26 protein-coding genes and 1 pseudogene are annotated in these 22945 nt (G+C 70.0%); 12 read left to right on the top strand and 15 right to left on the bottom strand.

Going from position 1 to position 22945, the window contains the following annotated elements:
* Positions 1 to 136: 136 nt before the first annotated feature.
* From ACRB68_RS34845 to ACRB68_RS34835, 3 genes are all read left to right on the top strand, one after another.
* Positions 137 to 1771, top strand: coding sequence for a hypothetical protein (locus ACRB68_RS34845; RefSeq protein WP_153540150.1), 1635 nt, complete (start codon positions 137 to 139; stop codon positions 1769 to 1771).
* Between the two features lie 10 nt (positions 1772 to 1781).
* Positions 1782 to 2636 (top strand): hypothetical protein, encoded by an 855-nt coding sequence (locus ACRB68_RS34840; RefSeq protein ID WP_153540148.1) that lies wholly within the window; start codon positions 1782 to 1784, stop codon positions 2634 to 2636.
* Between the two features lie 335 nt (positions 2637 to 2971).
* Positions 2972 to 3463, top strand: a complete 492-nt coding sequence (locus ACRB68_RS34835) for a hypothetical protein (RefSeq protein ID WP_153540147.1) — start codon at positions 2972 to 2974, stop codon at positions 3461 to 3463.
* 582 nt (positions 3464 to 4045) lie between these two features.
* On the opposite strand, the gene ACRB68_RS34830 is transcribed toward ACRB68_RS34835, so the two are convergent.
* The 5 genes and pseudogenes from ACRB68_RS34830 to ACRB68_RS34810 form a co-directional block, all read right to left on the bottom strand.
* On the bottom strand, positions 4046 to 4567 hold the full coding sequence (locus tag ACRB68_RS34830) for a tyrosine-type recombinase/integrase (protein WP_328595245.1): 522 nt from the start codon (positions 4565 to 4567) through the stop codon (positions 4046 to 4048).
* 28 nt (positions 4568 to 4595) lie between these two features.
* Positions 4596 to 5126 carry a site-specific integrase gene (locus tag ACRB68_RS34825; RefSeq protein ID WP_153540145.1) on the bottom strand — a complete coding sequence of 177 codons (531 nt, stop codon included), beginning with the start codon at positions 5124 to 5126 and terminating at the stop codon, positions 4596 to 4598.
* A gap of 364 nt (positions 5127 to 5490) precedes the next feature.
* Positions 5491 to 5991, bottom strand: a pseudogene (locus ACRB68_RS34820) (recombinase family protein); the annotation flags it as partial.
* A 599-nt stretch (positions 5992 to 6590) separates the two neighbouring features.
* A complete protein-coding gene (locus ACRB68_RS34815; RefSeq protein ID WP_153540141.1) occupies positions 6591 to 7538 on the bottom strand; it encodes a hypothetical protein in 948 nt (315 codons plus the stop codon).
* Between the two features lie 85 nt (positions 7539 to 7623).
* Positions 7624 to 8100, bottom strand: a complete 477-nt coding sequence (locus ACRB68_RS34810) for an SMI1/KNR4 family protein (protein WP_153540139.1) — start codon at positions 8098 to 8100, stop codon at positions 7624 to 7626.
* 451 nt (positions 8101 to 8551) lie between these two features.
* Between ACRB68_RS34810 and ACRB68_RS34805 the strand changes: the two genes are divergently transcribed.
* A complete protein-coding gene (locus tag ACRB68_RS34805) occupies positions 8552 to 9073 on the top strand; it encodes a hypothetical protein (protein WP_153540137.1) in 522 nt (173 codons plus the stop codon).
* On the opposite strand, the gene ACRB68_RS42910 is transcribed toward ACRB68_RS34805, so the two are convergent.
* On the bottom strand, positions 9061 to 9429 hold the full coding sequence (locus tag ACRB68_RS42910; protein ID WP_153540135.1) for a recombinase family protein: 369 nt from the start codon (positions 9427 to 9429) through the stop codon (positions 9061 to 9063). The two genes, ACRB68_RS34805 and ACRB68_RS42910, sit on opposite strands and share 13 nt — an antisense overlap.
* Before the next feature lie 14 nt (positions 9430 to 9443).
* On the opposite strand from ACRB68_RS42910, the gene ACRB68_RS34795 reads away from it, so the two are divergent.
* The 3 genes from ACRB68_RS34795 to ACRB68_RS34785 all read left to right on the top strand — a co-directional run bounded on the left by ACRB68_RS34795 (position 9444) and on the right by ACRB68_RS34785 (position 12134).
* Entirely contained in the window at positions 9444 to 9935 is a 492-nt protein-coding gene (locus ACRB68_RS34795; RefSeq protein ID WP_153540133.1) for a DUF6301 family protein, read from the top strand.
* Positions 9932 to 10381: a TY-Chap domain-containing protein gene (locus ACRB68_RS34790; protein ID WP_153540131.1), complete on the top strand. Its 450-nt coding sequence runs from the start codon at positions 9932 to 9934 to the stop codon at positions 10379 to 10381. The genes ACRB68_RS34795 and ACRB68_RS34790 overlap by 4 nt, the downstream gene beginning before the upstream one ends.
* A 712-nt stretch (positions 10382 to 11093) precedes the next feature.
* Positions 11094 to 12134 carry a coiled-coil domain-containing protein gene (locus ACRB68_RS34785; RefSeq protein ID WP_153540129.1) on the top strand — a complete coding sequence of 347 codons (1041 nt, stop codon included), beginning with the start codon at positions 11094 to 11096 and terminating at the stop codon, positions 12132 to 12134.
* Positions 12135 to 12249: 115 nt separating this feature from the next.
* On the opposite strand, the gene ACRB68_RS34780 is transcribed toward ACRB68_RS34785, so the two are convergent.
* The 5 genes from ACRB68_RS34780 to ACRB68_RS34760 all read right to left on the bottom strand — a co-directional run bounded on the left by ACRB68_RS34780 (position 12250) and on the right by ACRB68_RS34760 (position 16807).
* On the bottom strand, positions 12250 to 13032 hold the full coding sequence (locus ACRB68_RS34780; RefSeq protein ID WP_153540128.1) for a sulfite exporter TauE/SafE family protein: 783 nt from the start codon (positions 13030 to 13032) through the stop codon (positions 12250 to 12252).
* Positions 13029 to 13646: a rhodanese-like domain-containing protein gene (locus ACRB68_RS34775; RefSeq protein ID WP_153540126.1), complete on the bottom strand. Its 618-nt coding sequence runs from the start codon at positions 13644 to 13646 to the stop codon at positions 13029 to 13031. The genes ACRB68_RS34780 and ACRB68_RS34775 overlap by 4 nt, the downstream gene beginning before the upstream one ends.
* A 29-nt stretch (positions 13647 to 13675) precedes the next feature.
* Complete coding sequence (locus tag ACRB68_RS34770; protein ID WP_153540124.1) at positions 13676 to 15073, bottom strand: MBL fold metallo-hydrolase; 1398 nt, start codon at positions 15071 to 15073, stop codon at positions 13676 to 13678.
* A 395-nt stretch (positions 15074 to 15468) separates the two neighbouring features.
* A complete protein-coding gene (locus tag ACRB68_RS34765; RefSeq protein ID WP_153540123.1) occupies positions 15469 to 15738 on the bottom strand; it encodes a metal-sensitive transcriptional regulator in 270 nt (89 codons plus the stop codon).
* Between the two features lie 118 nt (positions 15739 to 15856).
* On the bottom strand, positions 15857 to 16807 hold the full coding sequence (locus tag ACRB68_RS34760) for a LysR family transcriptional regulator (RefSeq protein ID WP_153540121.1): 951 nt from the start codon (positions 16805 to 16807) through the stop codon (positions 15857 to 15859).
* A 1049-nt stretch (positions 16808 to 17856) separates the two neighbouring features.
* Here ACRB68_RS34760 and erm point away from each other — a divergent pair.
* From erm to ACRB68_RS34745, 4 genes are all read left to right on the top strand, one after another.
* Positions 17857 to 18618 carry a 23S ribosomal RNA methyltransferase Erm gene (gene erm / locus ACRB68_RS34755; RefSeq protein ID WP_153540119.1) on the top strand — a complete coding sequence of 254 codons (762 nt, stop codon included), beginning with the start codon at positions 17857 to 17859 and terminating at the stop codon, positions 18616 to 18618.
* A 250-nt stretch (positions 18619 to 18868) separates the two neighbouring features.
* The gene (locus ACRB68_RS40690) at positions 18869 to 19123 is read left to right on the top strand and encodes a hypothetical protein (protein ID WP_207709930.1); all 255 of its coding nucleotides are present in this window, start codon (positions 18869 to 18871) and stop codon (positions 19121 to 19123) included.
* A gap of 71 nt (positions 19124 to 19194) precedes the next feature.
* On the top strand, positions 19195 to 19497 hold the full coding sequence (locus ACRB68_RS40685) for a hypothetical protein (protein WP_207709929.1): 303 nt from the start codon (positions 19195 to 19197) through the stop codon (positions 19495 to 19497).
* A gap of 254 nt (positions 19498 to 19751) precedes the next feature.
* Positions 19752 to 20243, top strand: a complete 492-nt coding sequence (locus tag ACRB68_RS34745) for a VOC family protein (RefSeq protein WP_153540117.1) — start codon at positions 19752 to 19754, stop codon at positions 20241 to 20243.
* 23 nt (positions 20244 to 20266) lie between these two features.
* Here ACRB68_RS34745 and ACRB68_RS34740 read toward each other — a convergent pair whose 3' ends face one another.
* The 4 genes from ACRB68_RS34740 to ACRB68_RS34725 form a co-directional block, all read right to left on the bottom strand.
* Complete coding sequence (locus ACRB68_RS34740) at positions 20267 to 20437, bottom strand: hypothetical protein (RefSeq protein ID WP_153540115.1); 171 nt, start codon at positions 20435 to 20437, stop codon at positions 20267 to 20269.
* 344 nt (positions 20438 to 20781) lie between these two features.
* A complete protein-coding gene (locus tag ACRB68_RS34735) occupies positions 20782 to 21165 on the bottom strand; it encodes a hypothetical protein (RefSeq protein WP_207709928.1) in 384 nt (127 codons plus the stop codon).
* 137 nt (positions 21166 to 21302) lie between these two features.
* A complete protein-coding gene (locus tag ACRB68_RS34730) occupies positions 21303 to 21752 on the bottom strand; it encodes a nitroreductase family deazaflavin-dependent oxidoreductase (RefSeq protein WP_153540111.1) in 450 nt (149 codons plus the stop codon).
* Complete coding sequence (locus tag ACRB68_RS34725; RefSeq protein WP_153540109.1) at positions 21749 to 22198, bottom strand: DUF6069 family protein; 450 nt, start codon at positions 22196 to 22198, stop codon at positions 21749 to 21751. Before ACRB68_RS34725 ends, ACRB68_RS34730 begins: the two co-directional genes overlap by 4 nt.
* A 118-nt stretch (positions 22199 to 22316) precedes the next feature.
* Here ACRB68_RS34725 and ACRB68_RS41725 point away from each other — a divergent pair, with 118 nt between their 5' ends.
* Positions 22317 to 22808, top strand: a complete 492-nt coding sequence (locus ACRB68_RS41725) for a MarR family winged helix-turn-helix transcriptional regulator (RefSeq protein ID WP_153540107.1) — start codon at positions 22317 to 22319, stop codon at positions 22806 to 22808.
* The last annotated feature ends 137 nt before the right edge of the window (positions 22809 to 22945 follow it).

Here is a 22945-nt window from a genome sequence, read left to right as displayed (position 1 = left end):
GCCGGATCCGGCGCTGTCCAGGAGGGGCTGCGGGAAGGTCGGATAAGCGCCGATCCAGGTGCAGGCCGGACAAGATGTCCAACGTACGGGCACAATCCGAAGGGTTCGGACATCCGGCCCGGGGAGGGGTGCGGCGATGGCGTCACCACGGACGCCCGAGGACTTCGGGGCGGCGTTCACCGCGTTGTTGAGGGCCGCTGGCCTGTCGGTGGATCAGGTGGTGGCCGCGCTGCCGGGGGTGATGGGCCGGGCGTCGCTGTACGACTGGCGCAAGGGCGCGCATCTGCCGACCGGGACCGGGCCGCTGCTGGAGGTGGTCCAGCTGTGCCTGGACCACACCGCCCAGCGCGCCGGTGCCGGCGAGGGCGGATTGCCGGGGACGGTCGAGGGCTGGGTGGAGTTGCTGGCCGAGGCCAAGCAGTCCCGTGACTCCCGCCAGCCCCTGGGCGGCCCGCCCTCCGGCGATCGCCGCACGGCACCTGCGTCCTCAGCGGGTGGGAGCGCGATTCGCAGGGTCGGCGACTGGGATCCGGTGGCGTTAGGGGTGCACCAGGCGATCGGCGGCGGCCCGCTGCCGGCGTATGTGCGGCGCGCTCACGACCATCTGCTGTACGCGCTGCTGGACCCGGCGGTGGCGGCCAACCGGCTGGTGGTGCTGCGCGGCGGGTCCTCCACCGGCAAGACCCGCGCCGCCTACCAGGCCGTACGGGCGCGCCTGCCCGACCGGCCGCTGCTCTACCCCGCCTCGGCTGGCCGGCTGGCCCGGCTGATCGAGCAGGGCGTGCCGCGCGGGACGGTGCTGTGGCTCAACGAACTGCGCCACTACGCCGACGACCCGGCCGGCCCTCATGCCCTGGACTGCCTGGCCGAGCTGCTGACCGGCCGCGACCACGTCATCGTGCTCACCGCGCTGTGGCCCGATTTCTGGGACGCCTACACCGCCCCCTGCCACACCGGCCCAGGCCGGCCCGACCCCGCCCGCGCCACCCGCACCCTGCTGGAACCGCTGCCTGACCTGACCGGCTGCGGCCCCGGCGAGGCCGATCCCGCCCGCGGCGCCAGGATCGACATCCCCGATCACTTCACCGCGCCCGAGCTGGAGCGTGCGGGGCTGCTGGACGACGCCGCGTTGCGCCAGGCCATCGACGCCGCCCGACACGCGGGCGCGCCCGGGCAGGTCACCCAGTACCTGGCCGGGGTGTTCGCGCTGCTGGACCACTACGCCAACCGCGGCGCGAACCCGCACGGGCACGCACTGATCACCGCCGCGATCGACACCGTCCGCATGGGCCACACCCACCTACTGTCGACCGGCCTGCTGCAGCACGCCGCCGTCGGCTACCTGGACGAGGACCAGCGCGCCGCCCTCCATGACGGCTGGCCCGCCGGCGCCTGGGAGTACGCCACCCGCCGCCTGCACGGCGCCGTACGCCCCCTGCAACCCGTCCCACCCGACGACGGCGTGGGCATCGCCGGCTACCGCCTGGCCGACTACCTCGACCAGCACGGCCGCACCACCCGAACCGAACACATCCCCCCCGCTGCCCTTCTGGACCGCCCTCACCACCCACGCCCACCCCGCCGACCTGTCAGCTCTCGGTTACGCCGCCTGGAAGCGTGGCCTGCGCCGCCACGCCGCCCAACTCCACAAGAACGCCACCGCCCACGGCGACTCCACCACCGCATTCGCTCTCCTCACCCACCTGCACACCCTCCACCCCACCGACCACCGCCCCGCCCACTGGACCGCCACCCACACCGCCCTCGATGACCCGTTCGCCGTGGCCCAGCTGCTGGACGCGCTGCGGATGGTAGGGACAGCCGAACAGGTTGCTGTGTTTGCCGAACGCGCCGCCGCCCACGTCTCCTTCGACAACACGCGCGCTGTGGTCACGCTGCTAGGTGATCTGTGGAGGGTGAGGGCGGTTGAACAGGTCACTGCGCTGGCTGAACGCGCCGCCACTCACACCCCCCTCGATAACCCGGGCGCCGTGGCCATGCTGCTGGACGAACTACGGAGAGTGAGGGCGGACGAACAAATCTCCACGCTGCTGAGCCGAGCCCCTTATGATCCCTTCGACGACTCGGATACCGGCGCCCGTGACCCCTTCGACAACCCGGACGCCGACGCCGAACTGCTGGACGCCCTGCGGAGAGCGGGGGCGGTCAAGCAGGTCACCACGCTGGCTGAACGCGCCGCCGCCCACGCCCCCCTCCACAACCCGCAGGCCGTGACCCGGCTGCTGAATGCGCTGCGGGAGGCGGGAGCGGGGGAACAGGTCACCGCGCTGCTGAGCCGCGACCCCGCCGCCCATGTCCCCCTCGACAACCCGGGCGCCGTCGCCGACCTGTTGGACGAGCTGCGGGAGGCGGGGGCGGTCGAGCAGGTCACCACGCTGGCTGAACGCGCCGCCACTCACGCCCCCCTCGACGACCCGTACGCCGTGCACGAGCTGCTGAACGCGCTGCAGTATGAGGGGACAGCCGAGCAGACCGCCATGCTTACCCAGCGGTTGCCGGCTGCTGGATTGTTCGAAATGTTTCTACAAGCTGGTGGCCATCGGGAGCAGTTTCGGTTCGGACGCTCCCCGGAGGGAACTGCCGCAGCCGCATGGGGCTGGGACGACCTTAAGTAGTCCGTTCGGGTGACCCGCCCAAGGAACCTGGCCCGGATCTCGGTGACTCTGGCCCGGGTTCCTGCTGGTTCCCAGCTCGCGCTGGCCGACAAGGGCCGATCGCTGGGATTCCTCGACGACGGCGCCCCCGGGCCATAAGCGTGCGGGCAGGATGGTCTATGAACCTGAAAGGATGGCGGCCCATGGCAGTTGAATGCGAAAGCGACGATCGGGGCGTCCTCTGCGGTGTCCAAGCGGTAGGACGTTGTGCGAACCCTGAATGCCATGTTCAGGGCGGTGCTGCGTTCTGCAGCTCGCACGTTGAGCGTCGTCACAGTGGGCGGCAGGGTTGGTGTATGGGATGTTCTCGCGCGGAGGACCTCCGGGAGGCCGAGATCGAGGAGGCGGAAGAGCGGGCCCGCGCCCGAATTCAGGCTCTGGCCCGCGCCCTGGTTGAAGCCGGGGCCGGCCCCGACGAGCAGTACCTACACGCCACCACGACCGAGCCGATCGGGTTCCTGAAGTTCTTTGGAATCTGGAAGTACCGCACCCGCGAAGACCCGGAAGAGCACCGCTACGGGTGGTGCATCGGCACCTACGACTGGTTCTTGGAACAGCCGATCCGCGATGTACGTTTCGACTCCGGCGGGATCTCCCGGTATCCCACGTCCTGCCGCACCTATGTCACCCCGGATGGCGACATCGTTGCTCATGGTGGCTGCAGGGGGCACCTGTCCGAGTTGAACCTTTCGGGCTTGAGGGGCCAGACCAGAACCCGTGACTTCCTAGCGACCGTGGTGACCAAGATGACGGAGTTGGCGCGGGCTCGCGGGGTCGAGATCGAATAGCAGGTGGCTACACCCCAGTTGAAGCATGCGAAGGACGGGGACTTGGGCACCTTGCCGTCTCGATGAATCTGGTTCGTTTGCCGGATCGTCTCATCAGATCACGCCTCCCTACGCCCGCGAAGCCATCGAGCGATGGCAGGCAGCCCGTTCCACCCCGCTCAGAATGCTTTGAGTGAGACAACATCAACCATCCACACCACAGACCAGGCTGAACAAGACACACACCAGCCGACGATCTCAACCAACCTGACTCGCCGCTGCCCACAGCGTCACCACCGGACGAGATTCCATGAGACCGAAGATCGGGCATCGAAACTGTCATCCTGCTGAACAAATCTGACCAGACAGTATTTATGTCCTGCCTGTTCTCTTCGCTCGCTTCGCTGCTGGTCAGCGCATCTTGGCAGCCAAGAGACCGTTGCGATCCTCGGCCAACGCGCATCAGTTACCGCCGAAACCCGGCCAGGTAGAGGTGACTTCGCTGGCTCGCTACAAGGCGCCAACCTGCGGGTCATTCGCGACTGCCCGACTCGCTGTGACTTCGGGAGTTCGAAGCTGTTTCTCCCGGTCTCCGTACCAGGTTCAGAGCCCGATGCCGCGGAGGGGGTTGTCGTTCCATTTGTCGGCCTGTCGGATGTATCCGGCCACTACGGGGGAGCCGTCGGCCCAGCGGCCGTGTCGGGTGATGGCCGACATGGGCGCTCCTGCCTTGGCGGCGGAGGTGGCTCCGCCGGCCCGCAGTCCGTGCGCGGTATAGGTGTCGGCGTGCTCTAGGTTGGCCGCGGCCGCGGCGCGCTTGACGATGAGGTTGATTGCCTGTGGAGTCAGACGGCCGCGTCGACCGCGCCCGGCCGAGGCGCGAGTGCGGTCGCCGATGTTGCCGTGCCGGTCGATGGGACGAAACAGCGGTCCGCTGGTGATGTCTGCGTTGGCCAGGACGACCAGCCAGGCGCGTACCACCCGTACTGGGCAGGTATCGGGTGTGGGGCCGTAGGGGACGGCGACGGTTTCACCGTGGGCGTCCTGATTGGTCTTACTGAGGGGAACGTAGACCTCCAGCCCATCGCCGGTAACGGCGAGGTCGCCGATATCGACCTCGCTGATCTCTGAGCGTCGCCCATGCGCGCAAAGCTCAGTACCAGCAACGCGCGATCACGGAGCCCGGCGGGGGTGTCCCGTGGTAGTGCGGCGACCATCGCCCGAAGGCGGTGTCTACGGTGATCGGCGGTGACTTGCGCCGGCGGTGGCCCTGCTGTGCGCGGTTGCGACGGTAGGCGCGTAGCGCCATCCGTGCGGCGGTGGTGGCGGGCTTGGGCAACTGAGCGTGGTCATGCGCGGCCAGGACACAGGCCAAGGCTCGGTCGATGGTGGCCGGGGCGTATTGCCGAGTGGTCAGATGGGCCACGTAGTTGGCCAGTGTCGCCGGGCTGGCGGGCAGGCTGTTGTGTCCGGTGTGGTCGCACCAGGTGGCGTAGGCAGCGAAGTCACGGGTGTAGGCGATGCGGGTGTTGACCGCCAGCCCTCCCTCGACCAGACGCGCGGCCTCAGCGTTCAGCAGGTGCTCCGCCTCGATCGCCTTGCTGGCTTCGCCGCTCGCACCGGGCATGATGCTGGCGGTGACCAATGCGCCGTCGACAGCGGGTGGACGGTCAGCGGCACTCATATGGTTCTCCGCGATCCTCAGCCTGGGTAGCGATAAGTGAGCTTATCGCTACCCAGGCCTCCCAGGGCTGGCACCACACCTACCCACTGCGCCAAGCAACCCTGAGAGGCACCACGACGCGACCTGCCAGCCACCTCACGCAGAGCGGTTTCCTAGCTTGCCGTCCCGAACCTTCACTTGGCACTCAACAGCAGAACCGCATGCGGGAAACCCGCCGGGCAACCACACGAACCCGATCGGGCAACCTGATGTCGAGGAAGCCTGCTCGCACGTAGCCACCTCTGCTTAACCTAGAAACCCCCAGTTCAAAGGCATAGTCGGCACGGGGGAAGCGACTGTACCCGGGGTGCCGGTAAGAACCGTGTCATGAGCCCCAAACGAGCCCGAGGTAGCGGATCAGGACGGCTAGGGGTGGTGAGCCCGGCGGGGCGGCGTGGTTAATTGCCGGGCGTCCTCTGCTGTTGAGCGGCTGTGATGCGGGTGGCGTACACCCGGTAGGCCTTGCGCCCTCGGCGGCGGCGACGCCCTGGCGGGTGTTCTCGCTGATCATGTCGCGCTGGAACTCCAGCACCGAGGCCAGCACGTTGACCATCATCTTGGTGCCGGGATCGTCGGCGGCCAGGTCGATCCCCGACAGCAGCCCCGACTCCACCCGCAGGTGCAGGCCGCGGCGGATCAGCACGGGGCGCAGGGCGAGGATGTCGGCGACCGAGCGGAACAGGCGGGCGGCATCGGCGATGCGGATGGTGTCCCCGACCGCGGCGTCGTGCAGCAGCTCTTTGAATCCGGCGCGGTCCAGGGAGAGCCAGCGGGTGGAGGTGGCGGGGTCGTCGTAGACGGGGGCGATCAGCGCGGCCAGGGCGTGCCGCTGGCGGGTGTCGGTCGCTTGTCAGTGGAATGCCTCCAGACGAAGGAGGCGTCGGGGCTCTGGCTGACTTGCGTTCTGTTCCTTGTCCCACGTCCGTCTACTTCATCGATCGCCTTGGGGCGCTCCCAGTGTTCCGCCGCTTCCACGGCGGTGGTCTGGTCGCCGCGCTCTCCGCCGACGACAACTGAGGTTCACACTCGACCACAGCGGCAGGCCCGCCACGTGAAGGTGAGCATCCCGGCTGGCTCCAACCGGCCCTGAACGGGAATCTCGGCCAGCTCAGTGTCCCGTCGAGGGTCCGCTGTGAGGAATCGCCCAGGGTTCCTGGAGGGAGGGCGAGGGGCGGGGGCTTGTAAGACCGTGACGTGTTGGGTCTGCTCCCAGATCAGCATCTTGCGCGTCCAGGTCATCACTTTGATCGCTGCGGCCTGGTCGCTGTCGCCGGTAACGAGGTGCGGCTGGTGGGAGTCGGTGCAGACGATATCGGCTCGGCATGCGCACATCGACCGCGTCGTTCTTGGCTTTCGACACGCTCAGCTGCTGGCGATACCGCGTGGTCTGCGGTGGTTTGATCGCCATCACTGCGTATCCGGCGACTAGCGGAAGGTGACGCGGGCGATGACGGCGACTTGGGCGGGCTGTTTGGGGGCGCCTGATGCGGTAGGGCCGCAGACCGCGACGTGTTGAACGCGGTCGATCAGGTCCCACCAGCCGTCGGGCAGCCGGACGGGCTTGGCGGCCTTCCACAGCACGATGTCGTCGCCCTCCTCCTCGTCGTTGACGTGGACGATCGCCTCCAACGCGCGGGTGCTGATGCTGACCCTCAGCCGCCATGCGGGATCGGTGACGGGCGAGCTGTCCTTGTTCCAGTCGGGTAGGCCGAGCTCGCGCAGGTGGGCCAGCCCGGCTCGGCCGGCCTCGTGGCCCAGGACAAGCGCGGGCACCTTGTGTCCGCCGTCTCTGATGGACGCGACGGTCACCTGATAGTGGGGTTCACCGCCTGGGTCATCGCCGAGCTCTGCGTGGTGGATGACAAGGGGCGGGGGTTTGATCACGGCCCACAGGCGGAGTGCGTCGTCGAGCAGGCCGTACACCTGCGGGGCATCCATGGCCTCGACGACCTCCCACACGGCTGCGGCGGCTGCGGAGTCGGTACGGTCGGTGTGGGCGCGCCGAGCCAGAGCATGCCACCGCACGGTGGAGGCTCGCGCTCTCCCCGCCTTGGGCAGGGGCCAGAACACCGTCCCGGCGAGGGCGGCCACGGTGGGGCGGTGGTCCAGTGCCTCAACCGACAACACGATCCGGCAGTGGCGGCACCCGTCCTTGACCGCCGCGACCAGGCGGGCGGCCAGGTCGGTGTTCACCGCGCGGCCGCCGCTGTAGGGCAGCTCGATCAGGCCCACCCCCTCTGTGGCGTCGTGCTGGTGGCCAGCAGCTGCGATGCGGGCGTCGTTCAGCCGGCGCAGGGCCGCGGCGTAGCTGATATCGGCGCAGTCGGCGAAGAGGCGGGCCTTACGACGGGCATCGGAGTAGTTCTTGAACACGGCTTCTCGATCCGGGTGCGGTCATCCGCACGGCTCGTTTCGATGGGTCATACCGGCACAGGTGTCCATGGGTGGCCCCGCGGGCTTACCGGGGCCCGAGGTCGCGGCGAAGCCGGATCGCGTGCGGGAGGTAGGCGGCCAGATCCCCCAGCCACTGAGTGAACGGCTGATCACTGCCCTTGGCTGGCCGTCCCTGCGTGTAAGTCCAGACGTGCGGGTCAAGCTGAGACAGGTCCGCCGCGCGAAAGTAGAGGAACATGTAGCCCTGGTGGGTCTGGAAGATGAAGGCGTCGGCGTAGGGAGCGAAGTCGTCGCCGTGGTCCTCGACGATTTCGCGGGCGATGTTCTTGGCCTCCAGAAGCCACTCGTAGTGCCACTCGCCCAGGTGGGCCAGCCAGTAGGGCGTGCGGCCCCCTTGCTCCAGGAACTCCCGGTAGCGGGCGGGTAGCGTCGTGACGCCCTGGGACTCCTTCAACGTCTCGATCTCTTCGACGGTGCACCCGACCAAGTCCTCGGGCGCGACCAAGCCCTGGCGGACCAGCGGCTCGGTCAGCTCGGACATGAAGCTCATAGCGGATGAACGCACAGGGTCACGATAGAAGGACAAGTCTGACTTTTTGAAGGGGCAGGTCGCTTCAATGCCGCTACGGCCGCACCCTTCCCCGCCCCATATCCGTTCGTCCCGCAACTCCAGGCCCGGGACCCAGGAAGCTGCGATGAGCCCCAAACTAGATCGTCTGTGCAGGTCACAGCTTCGCGGAACAGGCCATTTCTGCGAGTACGCACCACCATCGTCACTCAACGCTCTTTGCGGTCTCCCGGGTCTCGGGCCGTGACGGGCTTCCATAGAGGAACAAGACTGGCTTTCTGAGGGGGCGGCTCGATTTAATGTTCGTATGGCCGCGCCCTTCCCCCCGCCCCCGTTCGCCCCGCCACCCGTCCGCCCGTCTGCCCATGCCCGATCCCTGGTCCTGGGGATGGTCCTGGGCGGTGGCGTCGGGCTGGTGATTAGCATGCTGGCGGCCGTTGTCGGCCGCCTGTTCGGCGCGGCCGTCTCGATATTGCTGTCAGCCCTACTGGCCGGGTTGGCCGTGGGATTGGCCTTCATCATGGTCAGGGTCAAAGGGGTCGCCGCCCCGTTCGCAGCGGCCGGTGCGGCTTTGGTCGTCAGCGAGGTCGGCCGCCTGGTGCCCGCTCTCATCGGCTTCGGCATCAACCTGGATTTCCTGCTCTCGCCGAACCTCCTGCGGATCCTCAGCCTGCTGCTGCCCATGGTCGTCGCCGCCGTGCTCGCGCTGTTGGGTGCCAAGCAGCCCGCCCACCGGTCAAGACAGCCCGTGCCGCCGGGCGCCTGGGGCGCGCCCCAGGCGCCCGCTCCCGCCCAGCCGCCGTTCGCCCCGCCACCCGCTCCGGGTCAGCCGGTCTACGGGTCCCCTCCTGTCCCCGGCCAACAGCTGTTCAGCGCCCCACCACCACCCGGTGCGATGCCGCCCCGCCCCTTCGATCCCAACAACCCCCACGGCTACGGCCCGTGAACAGCAACCGATGGGACGCCCACTTCTCGGGTCCGTGCAGTTGGCCCCTGAGCGGCGCGTAACGACACTCGGCGGGTCACGTCACAGCCAGATGCAGGACCCGACCGCGACAGCCGGTCCAGGCGGGTGGCCTTCAACGTGTCGCCCTCGCGCAGCAGTTGAAGGACGAGGTTGAGTCTCGGGTGGGAAACCTTAGCGCCGGATGCCTTGTCCAGATGGATTTTCTCGCGGAAGACTCCGACGCGATGAACGACCTGCTCCCTAACACTCTGGCCGAGATGGGCATCCCCTTGCCATCCACAGACCTGGCTGCGGCGCGGGAAGCTATTCGGGATCGCGGCTGCACTCTCTAGCAAAGGACAGATGCGCCATGAGCGAACTGATCACCACGGCCGACGCCGACCTCGTCGACTTGGCCACCCGCCTGCGTGAGCTGCGCTGGTCCTGGCAGTTCTCCGATTTCGCTGGACTCGCAGCGGATTTCGGTTGGAACATGGTCAGCACCAGGGAAAACCGGGCCCGCTTCGACTGCGGGTTCGGGCACGCCAGTGGCATTGCGCGGGGCAATGCCGGGCGGGTGCAGGTGATGGAACTGCCGGTCACCGGATTCGCGTCCCAGGATGATGCCGGCCGGGACGCGCTCAACGACACGTTCGCGCGGATGACTGCCGCGCTGACCGCCGCCTTCGGCGCACCGACCGCCAAGCTCCCCGGCACGTGCTCCGAAATACGCTGGGCCGGACCGGAAGCCACGCTCAGGCTGATCGCCGGGTCGGTTCGCATCAATCTCGCACTGGCCACCAACGGCTGGCTGGCGAACAACGACGAAGCCATCGAACTGGAACGCCAAGGCCTGCTGTGACCGAGTGGAGCATGTTCGCCGCTGCCCTGGCCCGTTGTTTGCGTGACCTGCCGGTGGGCGGCGTCGTGATCATCGAAGAAGCCGGCTTTCGTTCTGCCGGTAAGGGGTTCACACAATTCCGGCGGTATCCCGACTATCTCACCGCGGAAGTGCCCGGCGATCCCGGCCCGCCCCCCTCCCCCGGGGCGCGGGTCGGAGCGGCCATTACCCAGATGCTGACCGAATCCGGTTGGCAACAGCAAGATCCCGACCGGGGCGGCAACCGGTGGTTCGAGCTCTCCTGGCCGGCAACCACTTCGGACTACCAGCAGTTGGCCACCATGATTGTCACCGCCCTGCGCGACGCCTTCCGCATCCCGTCCCCCGACGCCCTCCGGTACCACGCCTGGAACGAGGGCGACGGCAACCGCCAACTGGATCTGTCGCTCGGCATCCCCACGCGCTGATGCTTAGTCCCGCCCCCTCGCCAAGTCAGGTTCTGCAGACCGGCACCCACTCACAACATGCAATTAGCCGCAAACGAGCGCGGGGTGTGTTGAACCTCTGTCGATGGGGCGGGTAGCCGCTCGGCCATCCCTGCGCGGCGCGCGTTCACGGATTGTTACGGTCGTTGATGTCACCAAGGGGCGCGCCGGACAGATTCCCAACCCTGTCCGGCACTCCTGAGCGCACCAACGCAGGGCAACGCCGTGACGACAGCATGCACGCCAATTCGGGCACCGGCCCCGCCCGTCAGCCACAGTCGAAAACCCCGTCTCCGGCGACGCGAGCCGCACCCACTGTGACCTGGGACGATGTCCCTCGTTTGGGGATCACAACGCGTTTCTTACCGGCGGGCCTACCCACGTCGCTACTGACAGAAGGTCGGCGCCACTCACTGACATCAAGTCAGCGCCGCACACGGGCCGGGGCACAAGCTCTCTCCTCGGGGCCAGTCGCTGGCAGGAGCCACCTGGATAATCGGAGTTATCCCGGAGTGGGCAGGCTCAACTTCTTTCGCATATCGCGTGACGCTTAATTATTTTCGCGTGCTCATACGCGATGAAGGTGTAGCCTGGATTCATGATCAACGAGGTGGGCGCGACTACTGGCCAGAGCGAAGATCCGCGCGAGGCAGAACCGGAAGCGGCCGGCGGGCGCCGGACCGAAGGTGGCGGGGTGTGCGCGTTGGAGGGGTGCGCACTGCCGTTGCCGCAGGTGGAGGGGCGGGGCCGGCGGCCGAAGTACTGCAGCAAGGCCCACGCTGACCAGGCCAGCCGCGACCGGCGCAGCGCCGACGCCCTCACGATCGAGGAGCCCCTGGCCCGCGCTGAGGCCCTGGCCCGCACCCTGCCACTGGCCGCCGTCGCCGACCAGCTCGCCCAGTTGCGGGAGTTCCTGGCCGCGGCGCAGGAGGGGGCGCTCGGCCGGGTGCAGCGGGCCGAGGCCGAGACGGTCGCGGCCCGGCAGGGCGCCGCGGACGCCGAGGCCCGTGCCGAGGCGGCCGACCGTGCCCGGCGTCAGGCCGAGCAGGCCGCCGCGGACGCCGTCGCCGCGCGGCAGGCGGCGCAGGCCGAGGCGGAGCGGGCGATCGCGGACGCCGCGCAGACCCGTACCGACTGCGCGGCGCTGATCGAGGTCCACCAGCAGGTCCGCGACGCCGCCCGCGAGGCCCAGGCGCACGCCGAGGCCGCCCGGGACGCCAAGACCGCCGAGCTGCGTGAGGCCCACCGCGCCCACGCCGAGGAGACCGCCCGCCACCAGGCGGCGGCCGACAGGCAGGCCGAACGGATGGAGGGGCTGCGCGCCGAGCTGACCCACATGGCCGCCGCGCTGTCCGCCGCCCGTGAGGCCCTGGCCACCGCCCAGGGCGAGACTCGGGCCGAGCGCACCCGCGCTCAAGCCGCCGAACAGGCGCTGGAGCAGACCCGGCGTGACGAGCAGTCCGCCGTCGCCCGGGCAGACGAGCTCTCCGCTCAGTTGGCGGCGCTACAGGCCGCCGCCGACCGTGAACGGTCCGAAAGCGCAGCGGCCCTGGCCGCCCAGCAGGCGCTGCGGGCCCGGCTGGAAGAGGACCTGGCCGCCGCCCGCGCCGACGCCGCTGCTCAGCGGGAACGTGCCGCCCGCGCCGACGCCGCGCTGGCCGAAGCCGAGCGCGCCGGCACCCCTGCCGCGGAAGAAGGCGGATCGGCCCGCGAGGAGGATCGGAATGGTCAGTAGCAACGACGGATGTGGGCGCTGAGTCTGGCTAGATGAGCGTGGGGACTCGGCTTGGAGAACGGTGGCGGGGCCTCAGCGCGGGTTCGCCCTACAGGGCCTTGCGATCGCCTGAGGCTCAGCCGGTCACGGCAGCGGGGTTGAGCAGGGCCTGGGCGGCGACGAAGGCGGCGATGCCGAAGACCAGGTAGGCGAACCAGCGGCTCAGCCGGGTGGCGTCCAGGCGGCGGGCCAGCCGGCCGGCGATGAGGGAGCCGGCGACCGCGGCCAGGGTGAACGCGGTGATGACGGGGTAGTCCAGGTCGGCGTCGCCGGCGTGGGCGACGAAACCGGCTGCGGCGTTGGCCACCACGATGAGCAGGGAGGTGCCGACCGCGGTGGTCATCGGCAGGCCCAGGCCGAGCACCAGCGCGGGGATGATCAGGAAGCCGCCGCCGACGCCGAACAGGCCGGTCAGCACGCCGACCACGGCGCCGATGAAAATGGATCTGGGCAGGCAGCTGCGCCAGTTGACGCCGCCTTCGGGCAGGGCGCAGGCGCCGCCCCGGCTGCTCTGGTCGGCCAGCATGCGCCGGCCGGCCGCCACCATCAGTGCGGCGAAGCCCAGCAGCAGCACGCGCGGGGGCAGCAGCCGGTTGAGGGCGGTGCCGGCGAAAGCGGCCAGCGCGCCGGCGCCGCCGAAGACCGCGGCGATGCGCCAGGCGATCTGGCCGGCGCGGGCGCGCGGCAGCACGGCGGTGGCCGAGGAGATGCCGACCACCAGGAGGGAGGCGGGGATCGCCGAGGCCAGCGGCAGGCCCGCCCCGTAGACCAGGGCGGGCACCGCCAGGATCGATCCGCCGCCGCCCAGCAGTCCCAGCAGCGCGCCGATGACGACGCCGAGCAGCAGCGCGGCGATCATCGGGTCCGGCCGCCGTGCGGGACGGGACCGTGGCCGGTCAGGGCGGTGAGCACGCCGTCCAGGTCGGTCCGGGGCCCGCGGTTGTAGGGCAGTTTGGCCAGCAGCAGGCCCATCGCGCAGGTGTCGGACACTGCGGCGAAGGTCAGGCCGGCGCCGATGAAGCCCGCGACCCACTTGGCCTTGGGGGCCACCGTGCTGGCCAGGACCGAGCTCAGCACGACGGACCCGGCCACCAGGCGCACCTGGCGCTCCAGGTGCCAGCGGGCGCGACCGGTGGCGACCGGGGCACCGGCGGCCTGCCAGGCGGTGATCCCGCCGGTCAGCACCCGCAGGCCGGGCAGACCCGCGTCGGCCAGGACCTGCCCGGCCTGGGCGGCGCGCTGGCCGGAGTGGCAGATCAGCACCGCCTGCTCGTCCAGGTGGGCGCGCAGTTCGATGCGGTGTTCGCGCAGCAGGTCCAGCGGAACGTTGCAGGAGCCGGGGATGTGGGCGGACTCGAACTCGCCGGGGGTGCGCACGTCGATCAGCCGGGGCGCGTCCTGCGCGGCCAGAAGCTGCCGCAGCGCGGCGGTGTCCAGTGCGGCGGGACCGGCCGGGGTGTCAGCGGTGGACATGGATTCTCCTTGTCGCGGAGGTGAGGTGGTCAGTGCTGGGGATCGGTGATGGTCAGGCCCGCGGCCGCGGCGCTGTCGAAGGCGTCGTCGATGTGCACCACGCGGCGCCCGGCACGGGTCAGCAGGCTGGCGGCGGCTGCCGCCCGGTAGCCCGAACCGCAGTGCACCCACACCGTGCCGCCTGGTACTTCGGCCAGGCGCGCGGGCAGGTCGGGCAGCGGGATGTGGGCGGCGCCGTCGATGTGCCCGGCGCGCCATTCGTTGGTCATCCGCACGTCCAGCACGACGTCGGAGGCGGGCAGGCCGCGCGGCGGCCGTCCGGCGCGGGCGGCGGCCAGGTCGGTGAAGGCGGCCACCGTCAGGCCGGCGAGCCGGGTGCCGTCGCCGCCGGCCCACTGCTCCGGGCCGCCGGTGGCGGCCGCGGCGGGACGGTCGATGCCGATGCGGGCCAGTTCGCGCTGGGCTGCGGCGACCTGGCCGGGGTCCTCGCCGAGCAGGGTGATGGGCGCGCCCCAGTCGATCATCCAGCCCAGCCAGGTCGCCATCGGCCCGTCCAGCCCGAAGCTGAGCGTGCCGGTCAGGTGTCCGGTGGCGAAGGCCTTGCGCGAGCGCAGGTCCACCACCCACTCGCCGGCCGCGATCCGCGCCCGCAGCTGGTCGGCGTCGGCCCGCTGAACGGGGGTGAGGTCGATCAGGTCGGCGCCGGCGGTGTTGCGGGCGCCCATATGGGCGTAGTAGGCGGGGTAGGCATCCAGGCCGGCCAGGGTCTCGGCGACGAAGTCGTCGGCCTCCAGCCGCAGCGCCGGGTTGGCCTGCTTCTCCCGGCCGATGGTGGAGGCCGGAGCGTCGGACTGGGTGGCCGAGCAGAAGCTGCCGAACCCGTGGGTGGGCCAGATCTGCGCGCCGTCGGGCAACAGGTCGGCCAGCCGGTGGGCGGAGGCGTGCTGGTGGTGGGCCAGGGCGTGGGCGTGCTCCTGTCCGAGCAGGTCGGTGCGGCCGGTGGTGCCGAACAGCAGCGACCCGCCGGTGAACACCCCCTCGGCCCCGCCGGGGCCCGTCAGGATGTAGGACAGGTGGTGGAAGGTGTGTCCCGGGGTGGCCACCACCCGCAGGCCCATCTCCGCAGACAGGGCGATCTCGTCGCCGTCGGCGACCGCCAGCCGGTCGAAGCCGACCTCGTCGGCGCGGGCGACGAGATACGCCGCACCGGTCAGTCTGGCCAGCGCAAGGCCGCCGGACACGTAGTCGTTGTGCAGGTGGGTCTCGGCCACATGCGTGATGCGCACGCCCGCGCGGCCGGCCAGCGCCAGCACCCGGTCGATGTCGCGCTGCGGGTCGACCACCAGCGCCACCCGCCCGTCGTGGGCCAGGTAGCTGCGGTCGCCCAGGGAGGAGGTCTCCACCACCTCGACGTGGATCGTGGTCATCGTTTCGCCGCCTTCGCATGTCGTCGTTCGGCTGTTGTCATCGCTGTCGCGATCGGTTCTTTGCGGCCGGTGCCGGGCCGTCAGCGTGCCGTTTTCGCAACGGCAGGCCGTGGTGCCGCCGGTCAGAGGGCGCACCCGCGCGACGGCGCTGTGCAGGGCCTGCGTGGCGATCGTGCTGCGGACGCCGGGCAGGCACGCCCTTGCCCGCCTGGTCGGCGGCGACCGGGGCCGGTTAAGTCGCTGCGTTGCAGCTCAGTAATCGCCGTCTCGCGGGAGTCATCATTCACTCCGTTGTGGCGATACCCCTGGGGGTATGTTGCGGGCAGATGTGCGCGCTGGTGGGGGAGCGGTTTTGTGCGCTGTCTGCTGGGGGCCATGTCCTCGCCGGGCTCTGTCTAAGACAGGGCGAGGAACAGCTTCTCCAGCCGCTCGGGGGTGATCGGCGGCTCCTGGCCGGTGTCGCGTGCGAGCTGGCACTGCTGCAGGCCGGTCGAGATGATCTTGAAACCGGCGCGGTCCAGTGCCTTGGACACCGCCGCCAGCTGGGTCAGCACCCGCTCGCAGTCCTCGGCGTTCTCGATCATCGCGATCACCCCGCCCAGCTGGCCGTGCGCCCGCTTGAGCCGGGTGAGCGCGTCGGCCAGCACCGACGCGTCCATCTCCATCGTCGTTCCCCTTATGGCCGTGTGTGCCCGTACCTCGTCCAACATATACCCCCCTGGGTATGTTCCGGCCGGTGACGCAGCTCTCCAGGCCGCGCCGGCGAACGGTCACCGGCGGGACTCACGGTGTCGTGCGCAGGTGTCCTGCCGACCTTGCCCATGCCGGTGTCCAGGTGCCGGAGGGGCGGGGCTGCGCTGAGTCCAGATGGTCGCGGAGTGCGGCGAGGGCCGGGTGCGGGTTGTCGCGCTGCCACACCAGTGAGTGCGGATAGACCGGGACGGGGTCGCGCACGATGACGCGTCGCAGGCCCTGGGCGGCGGGCCAGACGAGGCGTGTCAGTTCGCCGACGAAAGTCGCCAGTGACCGGGAGTCGGCGATGACGTCCAGCAGGGCCTCGATGCCGAAGTCGGGGCCGGTGCTCTCGATGGTGAGCCCGAACGCGGCGGCGAGGGCGTCGTAGTAGGCGGCCCACTCGGTTCCGGGGACGATACCGGGCATCCAGATCCGGCGCCCGGCGAGGTCGGCGAGCGTGACGGCGCGGGCGGCGGCGAGTTCGTGGACGGGGCCGACGAGGATCTCGAGGGGCTCGTCGAAGGCGCGGGCGGCCTCGATGTCGCTGGGGAGCCGGCGGCCGGGCTGAGGGACGGCGCGGAAGGACGCGTCGATCGTGCCGGACCGGATGGCGTCGATGGCCGCGTCGGCGTCGAAGAGGGTCAGGACGTCGAGCTCGTACTCGGGGTGTGCACGGTAGAAGTCGCGCAGCACGGCCGCCGGGGCGAGCCGTCGGCCGATCACGTCGACGCGCAGCGCGCGGCGGCCGGGACGGACCGAGGCGACCGCCCGCTCCTCGGCCCGCAGGAGATCGCGGGCATGGGGCAGGAACGCCTGGCCGTCGATGGTGAGCTCGACTCCGCGTGCGATGCGGGTGAACAGCCGCACGCCGAGGGCCTTCTTCAGTGTGGCGATGCGCTTGGATACGGCCTGCTGAGTGATCGACAGCTCGGCGGCGGCGTCCTGGAAGCGCCCTGCGTCCGTGGCGGCCACGAAGGTGCGCACGGCATCGAGATCCATGCCGGTCACGGTATCTGTACAACGAATGGTTGTCCGTAGCGATGAGAGGTGTGGCGGGTAGGACACGCAGGCGGGCGCTGGGCAGGCGGTTCGGGTGGCTGTTGTCGTCGGCAGCCAGAACGTCAGTGACCCCGGCCTGCGGATGTCAGCGGATCGGCAGCCGGAGCGACAGTGGTCGGCAGCGAAACCGTCAGTAGCTCTTATGCGTCAGGCGGGCCAGGCGCGGTTGGGGTGTCAGCGGCCTACTCGGGGTGTGAGCGGCGACCGTACGGCCGGTCATGCTACAGAGCCTCGTGGCTTGTCGTGTCGTGACCAGCCGTGGCGGTAGGTGTGATGGAGGTCAGTGGCCGGGTTCGGTGCGGGCGGCGGCGACGATGTGTTCCAGTACCAGCGCGTGGGACTGGAAGGCGGCGCGGCCGTGCGGCATGAGGTGGACGCGGATGCGGCCCACCGGGCTCCTACCGTGACTGACGGTTCGGTTGCTGCTCAAGTCCCGACTCCCGGCGGGCAAGCCCCGCCATTGTTTCGTCTCGGTCATGCCGCGGCCGTAACCCCGTCCACGCTGACCCTTCCGGCCTTCAGCCCAAGGATGACGTACCAGGTGGCGGCAGGCCGTGGCCCACGTGACGCACCTGCCCGAACAACCCCTGGGTATTTGTCCAGCACGACCGCAAGACGTACGTGCCGTACATGAAAACAGCAGAAGGCCACCCCAGATAACACCGGCCCGACGGCCATCCCTCAACCTCGACATCACAAACTCGACCGACGGGAGCCGACGTTCTCGTTGCCGATTCACTGACGGTCTCGCTGGCGACGACAGGAACTGCGGGCCGGTACGCCCGGCGCCGCCGCTGAAAAACGGGTGGGACCGCGCGCCCACCCTGCTGTAGGTTCGCGCCATGTGCAGCGCACCCGCAGCGTTCATGAGGATCCGCCGCCCCTGAGCGGCGGTCGTCCCCTCTGAGAGTCGCCGCCGCTCCAGCAGATCCATGCTGGGCGGCTCCTCACGCTGCCCGGGTTCACCCTCTGAATCCCGGAGCCCTTCGTTGCGCACCCATCACGCAGGCCGGCACGAGCTCGGCCAGAACTTCCTCACCGACCGGCGCGTCATCGCCGCGATGGTCGGCCTCGTCGCCCGCACCGACGGCCCGATCGTCGAGATCGGCGCGGGCGGCGGCGCGCTCACCCTCCCGTTGCAGGACCTGGGACGGCCCCTGACCGCCGTCGAGATCGACCACCGCCAGGCCACCGCGCTGGCCCGCCGGGCCTCCCCGGCGACCACGGTCGTGACCGGCGACTTCCTGCGCCACCGGCTGCCGCGCACACCGCACGTGCTGGTCGGCAACCTGCCCTTCCACCAGACGACCACGATGTTGCGCCGCGTCCTGCACAGCGAGCACTGGACCGACGCGGTGCTGCTGGTGCAGTGGGAGGTGGCGCGGCGCAGGGCCGGGGTCGGCGGCGCGACGCTGATGACGGCGCAGTGGTGGCCGTGGTTCGAGTTCCGGTTGGTCCAGCGCGTGCCGGCGGCGGCGTTCCGGCCGCGTCCGGGCGTGGACGGCGGCCTGATGACGATCACGCGCCGCGCCCGCCCGCTCGTGGCCCCGGCCGATCGCCGCGCCTACCAGGACCTGGTGCACAGGGTCTTCACCGGCGGTGGGCGCGGCCTGCCGCAGATCCTCGACCGCGCGATGCCGGACAGGCGGGTGGCGCTCCGGCCCTGGGCGCGCCGCCACCGCGTGACCGGTGCGACGCTGCCGCGCGACCTGGCGGCCGAGCAGTGGGCCGACCTGTTCGCCCTGCTTTAGGCCAGGGCCCCAGGTCGACGCCGAAAGCCGGCAGCACCTGGGCGTTGACGACGCAGACCGGTCAGGTGGCGGCAGGCCGTGGCCTACGTGGCGCACATGCCCGAACAACCCCCTCGACCGACAGGAGCTGACGTTCTCGTTGCCGATTCACTGACGGTTTCGCTGCCGACGACAACTGTGGGCGTCGTACGCGGTCAGGACGTACAGCTCGTGGCTCGGGTTCGGTGCGTTTCCCCTGATCGCCGTCATCGTGCTGCACTCCGGGCCGTCCCAGGTGGCGGTGCTGGCCGCTGTGGGACGGGCCGGGGGGGCGGTGCCGCTCGGCCCGTGGGTGGAGTTCCAGCGCAAGCGGCCCGTCATGATCGCGACGGATCTGGTCCGGTTCGCGGCGCTGGCGAGCATCCCCGCCGCGCTCGGCTGCCTGAGTTTCGCCCAACTTCTCGTTGTGTCCGTTGTCGTCGCCGCGGCCGACCTCGCCTTCCGGGCGCCAGCGACGCTTACCTGAAGGCGCTGCTGCTGCCACAGGACCTGCTCATCGCCAACAGCCGGTTCGAGTCCACGATGTGGAGCGCGTCGGTGATCGGACTGCTGGGCCCGGTGACGACCGTGCTGGCGGATGCGGTCAGCTACCTGCTCTCTGCGCTGGGCATCCGCGCCGTCGGCGGGACGAAGCCGCGTCCCGCATGGCCGGCACCCAGCTCAACACCCAGGAGGCCCGCCACCGACAACACGTGCGCCCGGCTCTCGCCGATCGCCTATGAGCACATCGACTTCCTCGACCGCTACGCCTTCGCCCGCGCCGACCCCAAGGCGGACCTGCGGCCCTTCCGCGATGGAGAAATAACCCTTGGGTCCTGGTGTGAAGGCGGGGGCGTTTGAAAGGCCGTGACGTGCTGCGTTGATGGCTCGACGGCTCGCTGGCAGATATTGAGGGTTCTTCAGCGGCCCTGAGGGTTCTGGGGCGCCGGTGGGCGTTCGATCGGTTGGGTGAACCCAGGGCCGACGGCTGTGGCCATCGCCGTTTTGATCGGTCGGTTGCCGACTGCGGTTCTTGCCCGGAGAGCCGGCCCGTTATGGAACGAACTATTCCGTTCTGCTATGTTGGTCTCCGGAGCCGCGAGCGAGGAGATGGCATGACGAACAACTTTCCCCAGGCGCCCGAGGGGTACGGGACGGTCACGCCGTGGATCGTCACCCGGGACACGGTCGCGCTGATCGGGTTCATCGAGGAGGCGTTCGGCGGCCAGGAGCTCAGCCGGATGGAGGTGGAGGGGCGGATCGGGCATGCCGAGGCGCGGATCGGGGACTCGGTGGTGCTGATGTTCGACTCGCCGTTTCCGGTCGAGACTCCAGGGCTGCTGCGGTTGTTCGTGGATGATGCCGACGCGGTGGTGGAACGCGCGGTGAAGGCGGGGGCGGCGGTCGTCACGCGACCGACCGAGCTGTTCTGGGGGGACAAGGTGGGACGCGTGCGAGACCCGCTGGGCAACATTTGGTGGATCCAGGAACGACTGGCCGATCTGACGCCCGAGGAGATCGGCGAGCGCGCGGCCGACCCGGTGTACACCGAGGGCATGGCCTATCTGCAGGACAGCCTGGGGCCCGCGCTGCCCGCGCCGGAGTAGGGCGGTCAGGCGGGGGCGTGGCCTTAGCGGGCGGACTGCTCCCGCTCCGGGGGCAGGAGGTCCCGCCGATCCTGCTCGTCGCCGCCGGCGGACCCGCCCGCGCCCCATCCCGGCGCCGCCCCGGACTGGAGCCGGATCCGCCGCCCGGCGGCCAGCGCCACGCTCGGGATCAGCGAGCCAGTCCCAGAGTTCACCGCGAACCCAAGGGGCCAAGGCGCCCACCAAAGGCTAAAGCCACCTTCGGGTTCGCCGAGGACCCTGCGGTTCCGCGTGAACTCTTGAGCTTCCCGGCGTCCTGCTCCCGAAGCTGACCCCAGCCCCAAACGGCAGCCGGGTGTCCGAACACCTGGACCGGGGTGCTTGCGCGCGCGTCCCGGGGGCACGGCCGAAGTACTTCCGAAAGGGGTCAACGCGCAGGTCAGAGCAGTCTTCGGGAGCAGGGTTCGGGGTTTGCAGCAGCCGAACGCCAGTGGTGTCAGCCAGCCGTCGGTACGGCTTCGGGTATGGCAGGCCCGGGAGCCGGTGGTCTGTCCTGGCTTTAGTTGTGCAGTGGTGATTCGCCGATGGGGGTGTTCTGCGCCGCTGCGAGCCACCATCGTCCGGCGCGTTCGACAAGGACGTACAGTGCCATCTCGGAGAATCCGCTGGTGTCGGCTGCCTGCCGGCGGATGTGTGTCACCACCACGCCGGGTGCGGGGGTGTGTGCGGTGACCACCTCGAACCGTGACGGTGGTGCGGCGTTCGCCGCCATGAGCCGTCGGTGGATGGTGTTCAGTTCGGTGTAGCCGGCCACAGTCGCTCCGTAGGGGCTGCCCCACAGCATGTCTGCCGCGAAGGCGGAGTCGTAGAGGTCGGCGTCGCGGGTCTCGCCGGCCCGCTGCAATATCGCGGCGAAGTCGGCTGCCACCGTCTGCGCGTTCACGGGGTGTTGGTGGTCGCTCAGGGCGGGTCGCGTCTCCATGGTTCCTCTGGGTTCGGTGCGGGATCGATGGGGGTGCTGGAGTTCGGCACGGAAGGGCGCCGTCGATGGGGACGGCGGGTGGCTCGGTCCGGTCCCGGTCACCCCGGCGGTGCCTGTGGGGTGAGGATCACCAGGGGCAGTTCGCGTACTGATTCCTCTTGGTACTTGGCGTAGTGGGGGAACAGCTCGGTCATGATCTGCCACAGCCGGGGCTTCTCCTCGGCGGTGGCGGTGCGGGCGGTCGCGGTGAAGTGGTCCGGGCCGACCTGCAGCGACACCGTCGGGGTGTCGGTGAGGTTGAGGTACCAGGCCGGGTGGCGTTCCGCGCCGGCGTTGGAGGCGACCAGCAGGTAGCGGCCCTGGTCGCGGCCGTAGATCAGCGCGGTGCGACGGAGTTTGCCGGTCCTGCGGCCGCGGGTGGTGAGCAGCAGCGTTGGCCAGCCCTGGTAGAGGTGGCCCTGGGCGCCGTCGGTTTCGAGGTAGGTGCGGATGTGGTCGGCGACCCAGGGGGTGGGGCTGTCGAGGATCTCGTTCTCGGGCGCTGTCATCGCCCGCTCCCGGTGTCGGCGGCGCGGGTCGTGGCCGTCCGCCAGAAGACGGGGATGAGAACGGCTGCGACGGCGAGATGGGTGAGGGCGAGCACTGCTTTGCTCGCGCCGGAGGCCTGAACGCCGACGATGGGCAGGAACGACACCGCGAGCAGGGTCAGGGCGGTGGCCGTCCAGATCCGGGCCGCCAGTGGCGTCACCCGCTCCAGCGCGGCCAGCAGTGCCCAGCCGAGCAGCGAGGGGGCCAGTGCGAAGAGGGCGATGGCGCCCGCCCCCAGGTCTCGCGGCTGTTGTCCTTTCTGCTGGATGACCAGGTCATGGCCCAGCAGCGGTTCCCCGACCGCCCAGACCGCCAGCGCGGCCGCGACCGCACCCGCCACGGCCAGTACCCGTGCCCGTCGTGGGCTCCTGAGGCCCGCGCGCCGGGCCGTGCTCACTTGCGTCATCGCCACATCTCCTTCAGTTGCTACATAGTTCAGTTCCTGAAGTTCTATGCGGCCGAGCGTAGCACTTACTTCACAAGCTGAACAGTTCAGTGGCTTAAGCGGCGGCTATGCTGGCCGTATGAGCCCCCATGCCGACAGCGACACCGGCGCCGAAACAGGGGCCGGCACCGACGCGGATGCGGTCGTAGCCGAGCTGAGCAGCCTGGTCTTCGAGGTCACCGGGCGGCTGCGCGCGCAGTTCAACGCCACCGCGGCAGAGCTCGGCCTTCCCCCGGCCCAAGCGCTCGTCCTGACCAACCTGTCCGGTCCTGCCCCGATGCGTCAGCTGGCCGACTGGCTGTCATGCGAGCCGTCGAACGTCACCGGCATCGTCGACGGCCTGGAACGCCGCGGCATGGTGACCCGCCGGCCCGCTCCGGGCGACCGCCGGGTCAAGCACGTGGTGCTCACCGAAGCCGGCGAGCGCAAACGCCAGGAGTTGCGCTCCAGCGCCCACGCGCTGGCCCGGACCTTCTTCGACCTCCCCGGCTCCGACCAGCGGCACCTCCGTGACCTGCTGGCGCGCGTCCTGGCCGGCCCATCGGCAAGCGCAGATGCCGAATCCGGCTGAGAGGCCGAAACGTCGTTCCCTGCCGGTCGCCGTCGGATTCGCGAACCCTGAAAAGCCGATCGGCCGCGCCGGTCGTCAGCTCTGTCCGGCGACACCTCACCGGTGACGTAGCGGCGACGGATGGACCGCCGCGCGGA

This window comes from Actinomadura macrotermitis (assembly GCF_009604375.1).
GTDB classification, from domain to species: Bacteria; Actinomycetota; Actinomycetes; order Streptosporangiales; family Streptosporangiaceae; genus Spirillospora; species Spirillospora macrotermitis.
This window is presented reverse-complemented; position numbering and strand designations above follow the sequence as displayed.

Excerpts from the sequence above, each read along its gene's own strand:
- ACRB68_RS34845 (WP_153540150.1), top strand. The coding sequence starts at position 137 with ATGGCGTCACCACGGACGCCCGAGGACTTCGGGGCGGCGTTCACCGCG.
- ACRB68_RS34835 (WP_153540147.1), top strand. The coding sequence starts at position 2,972 with ATGGGATGTTCTCGCGCGGAGGACCTCCGGGAGGCCGAGATCGAGGAG.
- ACRB68_RS34825 (WP_153540145.1), bottom strand. The coding sequence starts at position 5,126 with ATGAGTGCCGCTGACCGTCCACCCGCTGTCGACGGCGCATTGGTCACC.
- ACRB68_RS34810 (WP_153540139.1), bottom strand. The coding sequence starts at position 8,100 with ATGTCCGAGCTGACCGAGCCGCTGGTCCGCCAGGGCTTGGTCGCGCCC.
- ACRB68_RS34805 (WP_153540137.1), top strand. The coding sequence starts at position 8,552 with ATGCTGGCGGCCGTTGTCGGCCGCCTGTTCGGCGCGGCCGTCTCGATA.
- ACRB68_RS34795 (WP_153540133.1), top strand. The coding sequence starts at position 9,444 with ATGAGCGAACTGATCACCACGGCCGACGCCGACCTCGTCGACTTGGCC.
- ACRB68_RS34780 (WP_153540128.1), bottom strand. The coding sequence starts at position 13,032 with ATGATCGCCGCGCTGCTGCTCGGCGTCGTCATCGGCGCGCTGCTGGGA.
- ACRB68_RS34775 (WP_153540126.1), bottom strand. The coding sequence starts at position 13,646 with ATGTCCACCGCTGACACCCCGGCCGGTCCCGCCGCACTGGACACCGCC.
- ACRB68_RS34770 (WP_153540124.1), bottom strand. The coding sequence starts at position 15,073 with ATGACCACGATCCACGTCGAGGTGGTGGAGACCTCCTCCCTGGGCGAC.
- ACRB68_RS34765 (WP_153540123.1), bottom strand. The coding sequence starts at position 15,738 with ATGGAGATGGACGCGTCGGTGCTGGCCGACGCGCTCACCCGGCTCAAG.
- ACRB68_RS34760 (WP_153540121.1), bottom strand. The coding sequence starts at position 16,807 with ATGGATCTCGATGCCGTGCGCACCTTCGTGGCCGCCACGGACGCAGGG.
- ACRB68_RS34745 (WP_153540117.1), top strand. The coding sequence starts at position 19,752 with ATGACGAACAACTTTCCCCAGGCGCCCGAGGGGTACGGGACGGTCACG.
- ACRB68_RS34730 (WP_153540111.1), bottom strand. The coding sequence starts at position 21,752 with ATGACAGCGCCCGAGAACGAGATCCTCGACAGCCCCACCCCCTGGGTC.
- ACRB68_RS34725 (WP_153540109.1), bottom strand. The coding sequence starts at position 22,198 with ATGACGCAAGTGAGCACGGCCCGGCGCGCGGGCCTCAGGAGCCCACGA.
- ACRB68_RS41725 (WP_153540107.1), top strand. The coding sequence starts at position 22,317 with ATGAGCCCCCATGCCGACAGCGACACCGGCGCCGAAACAGGGGCCGGC.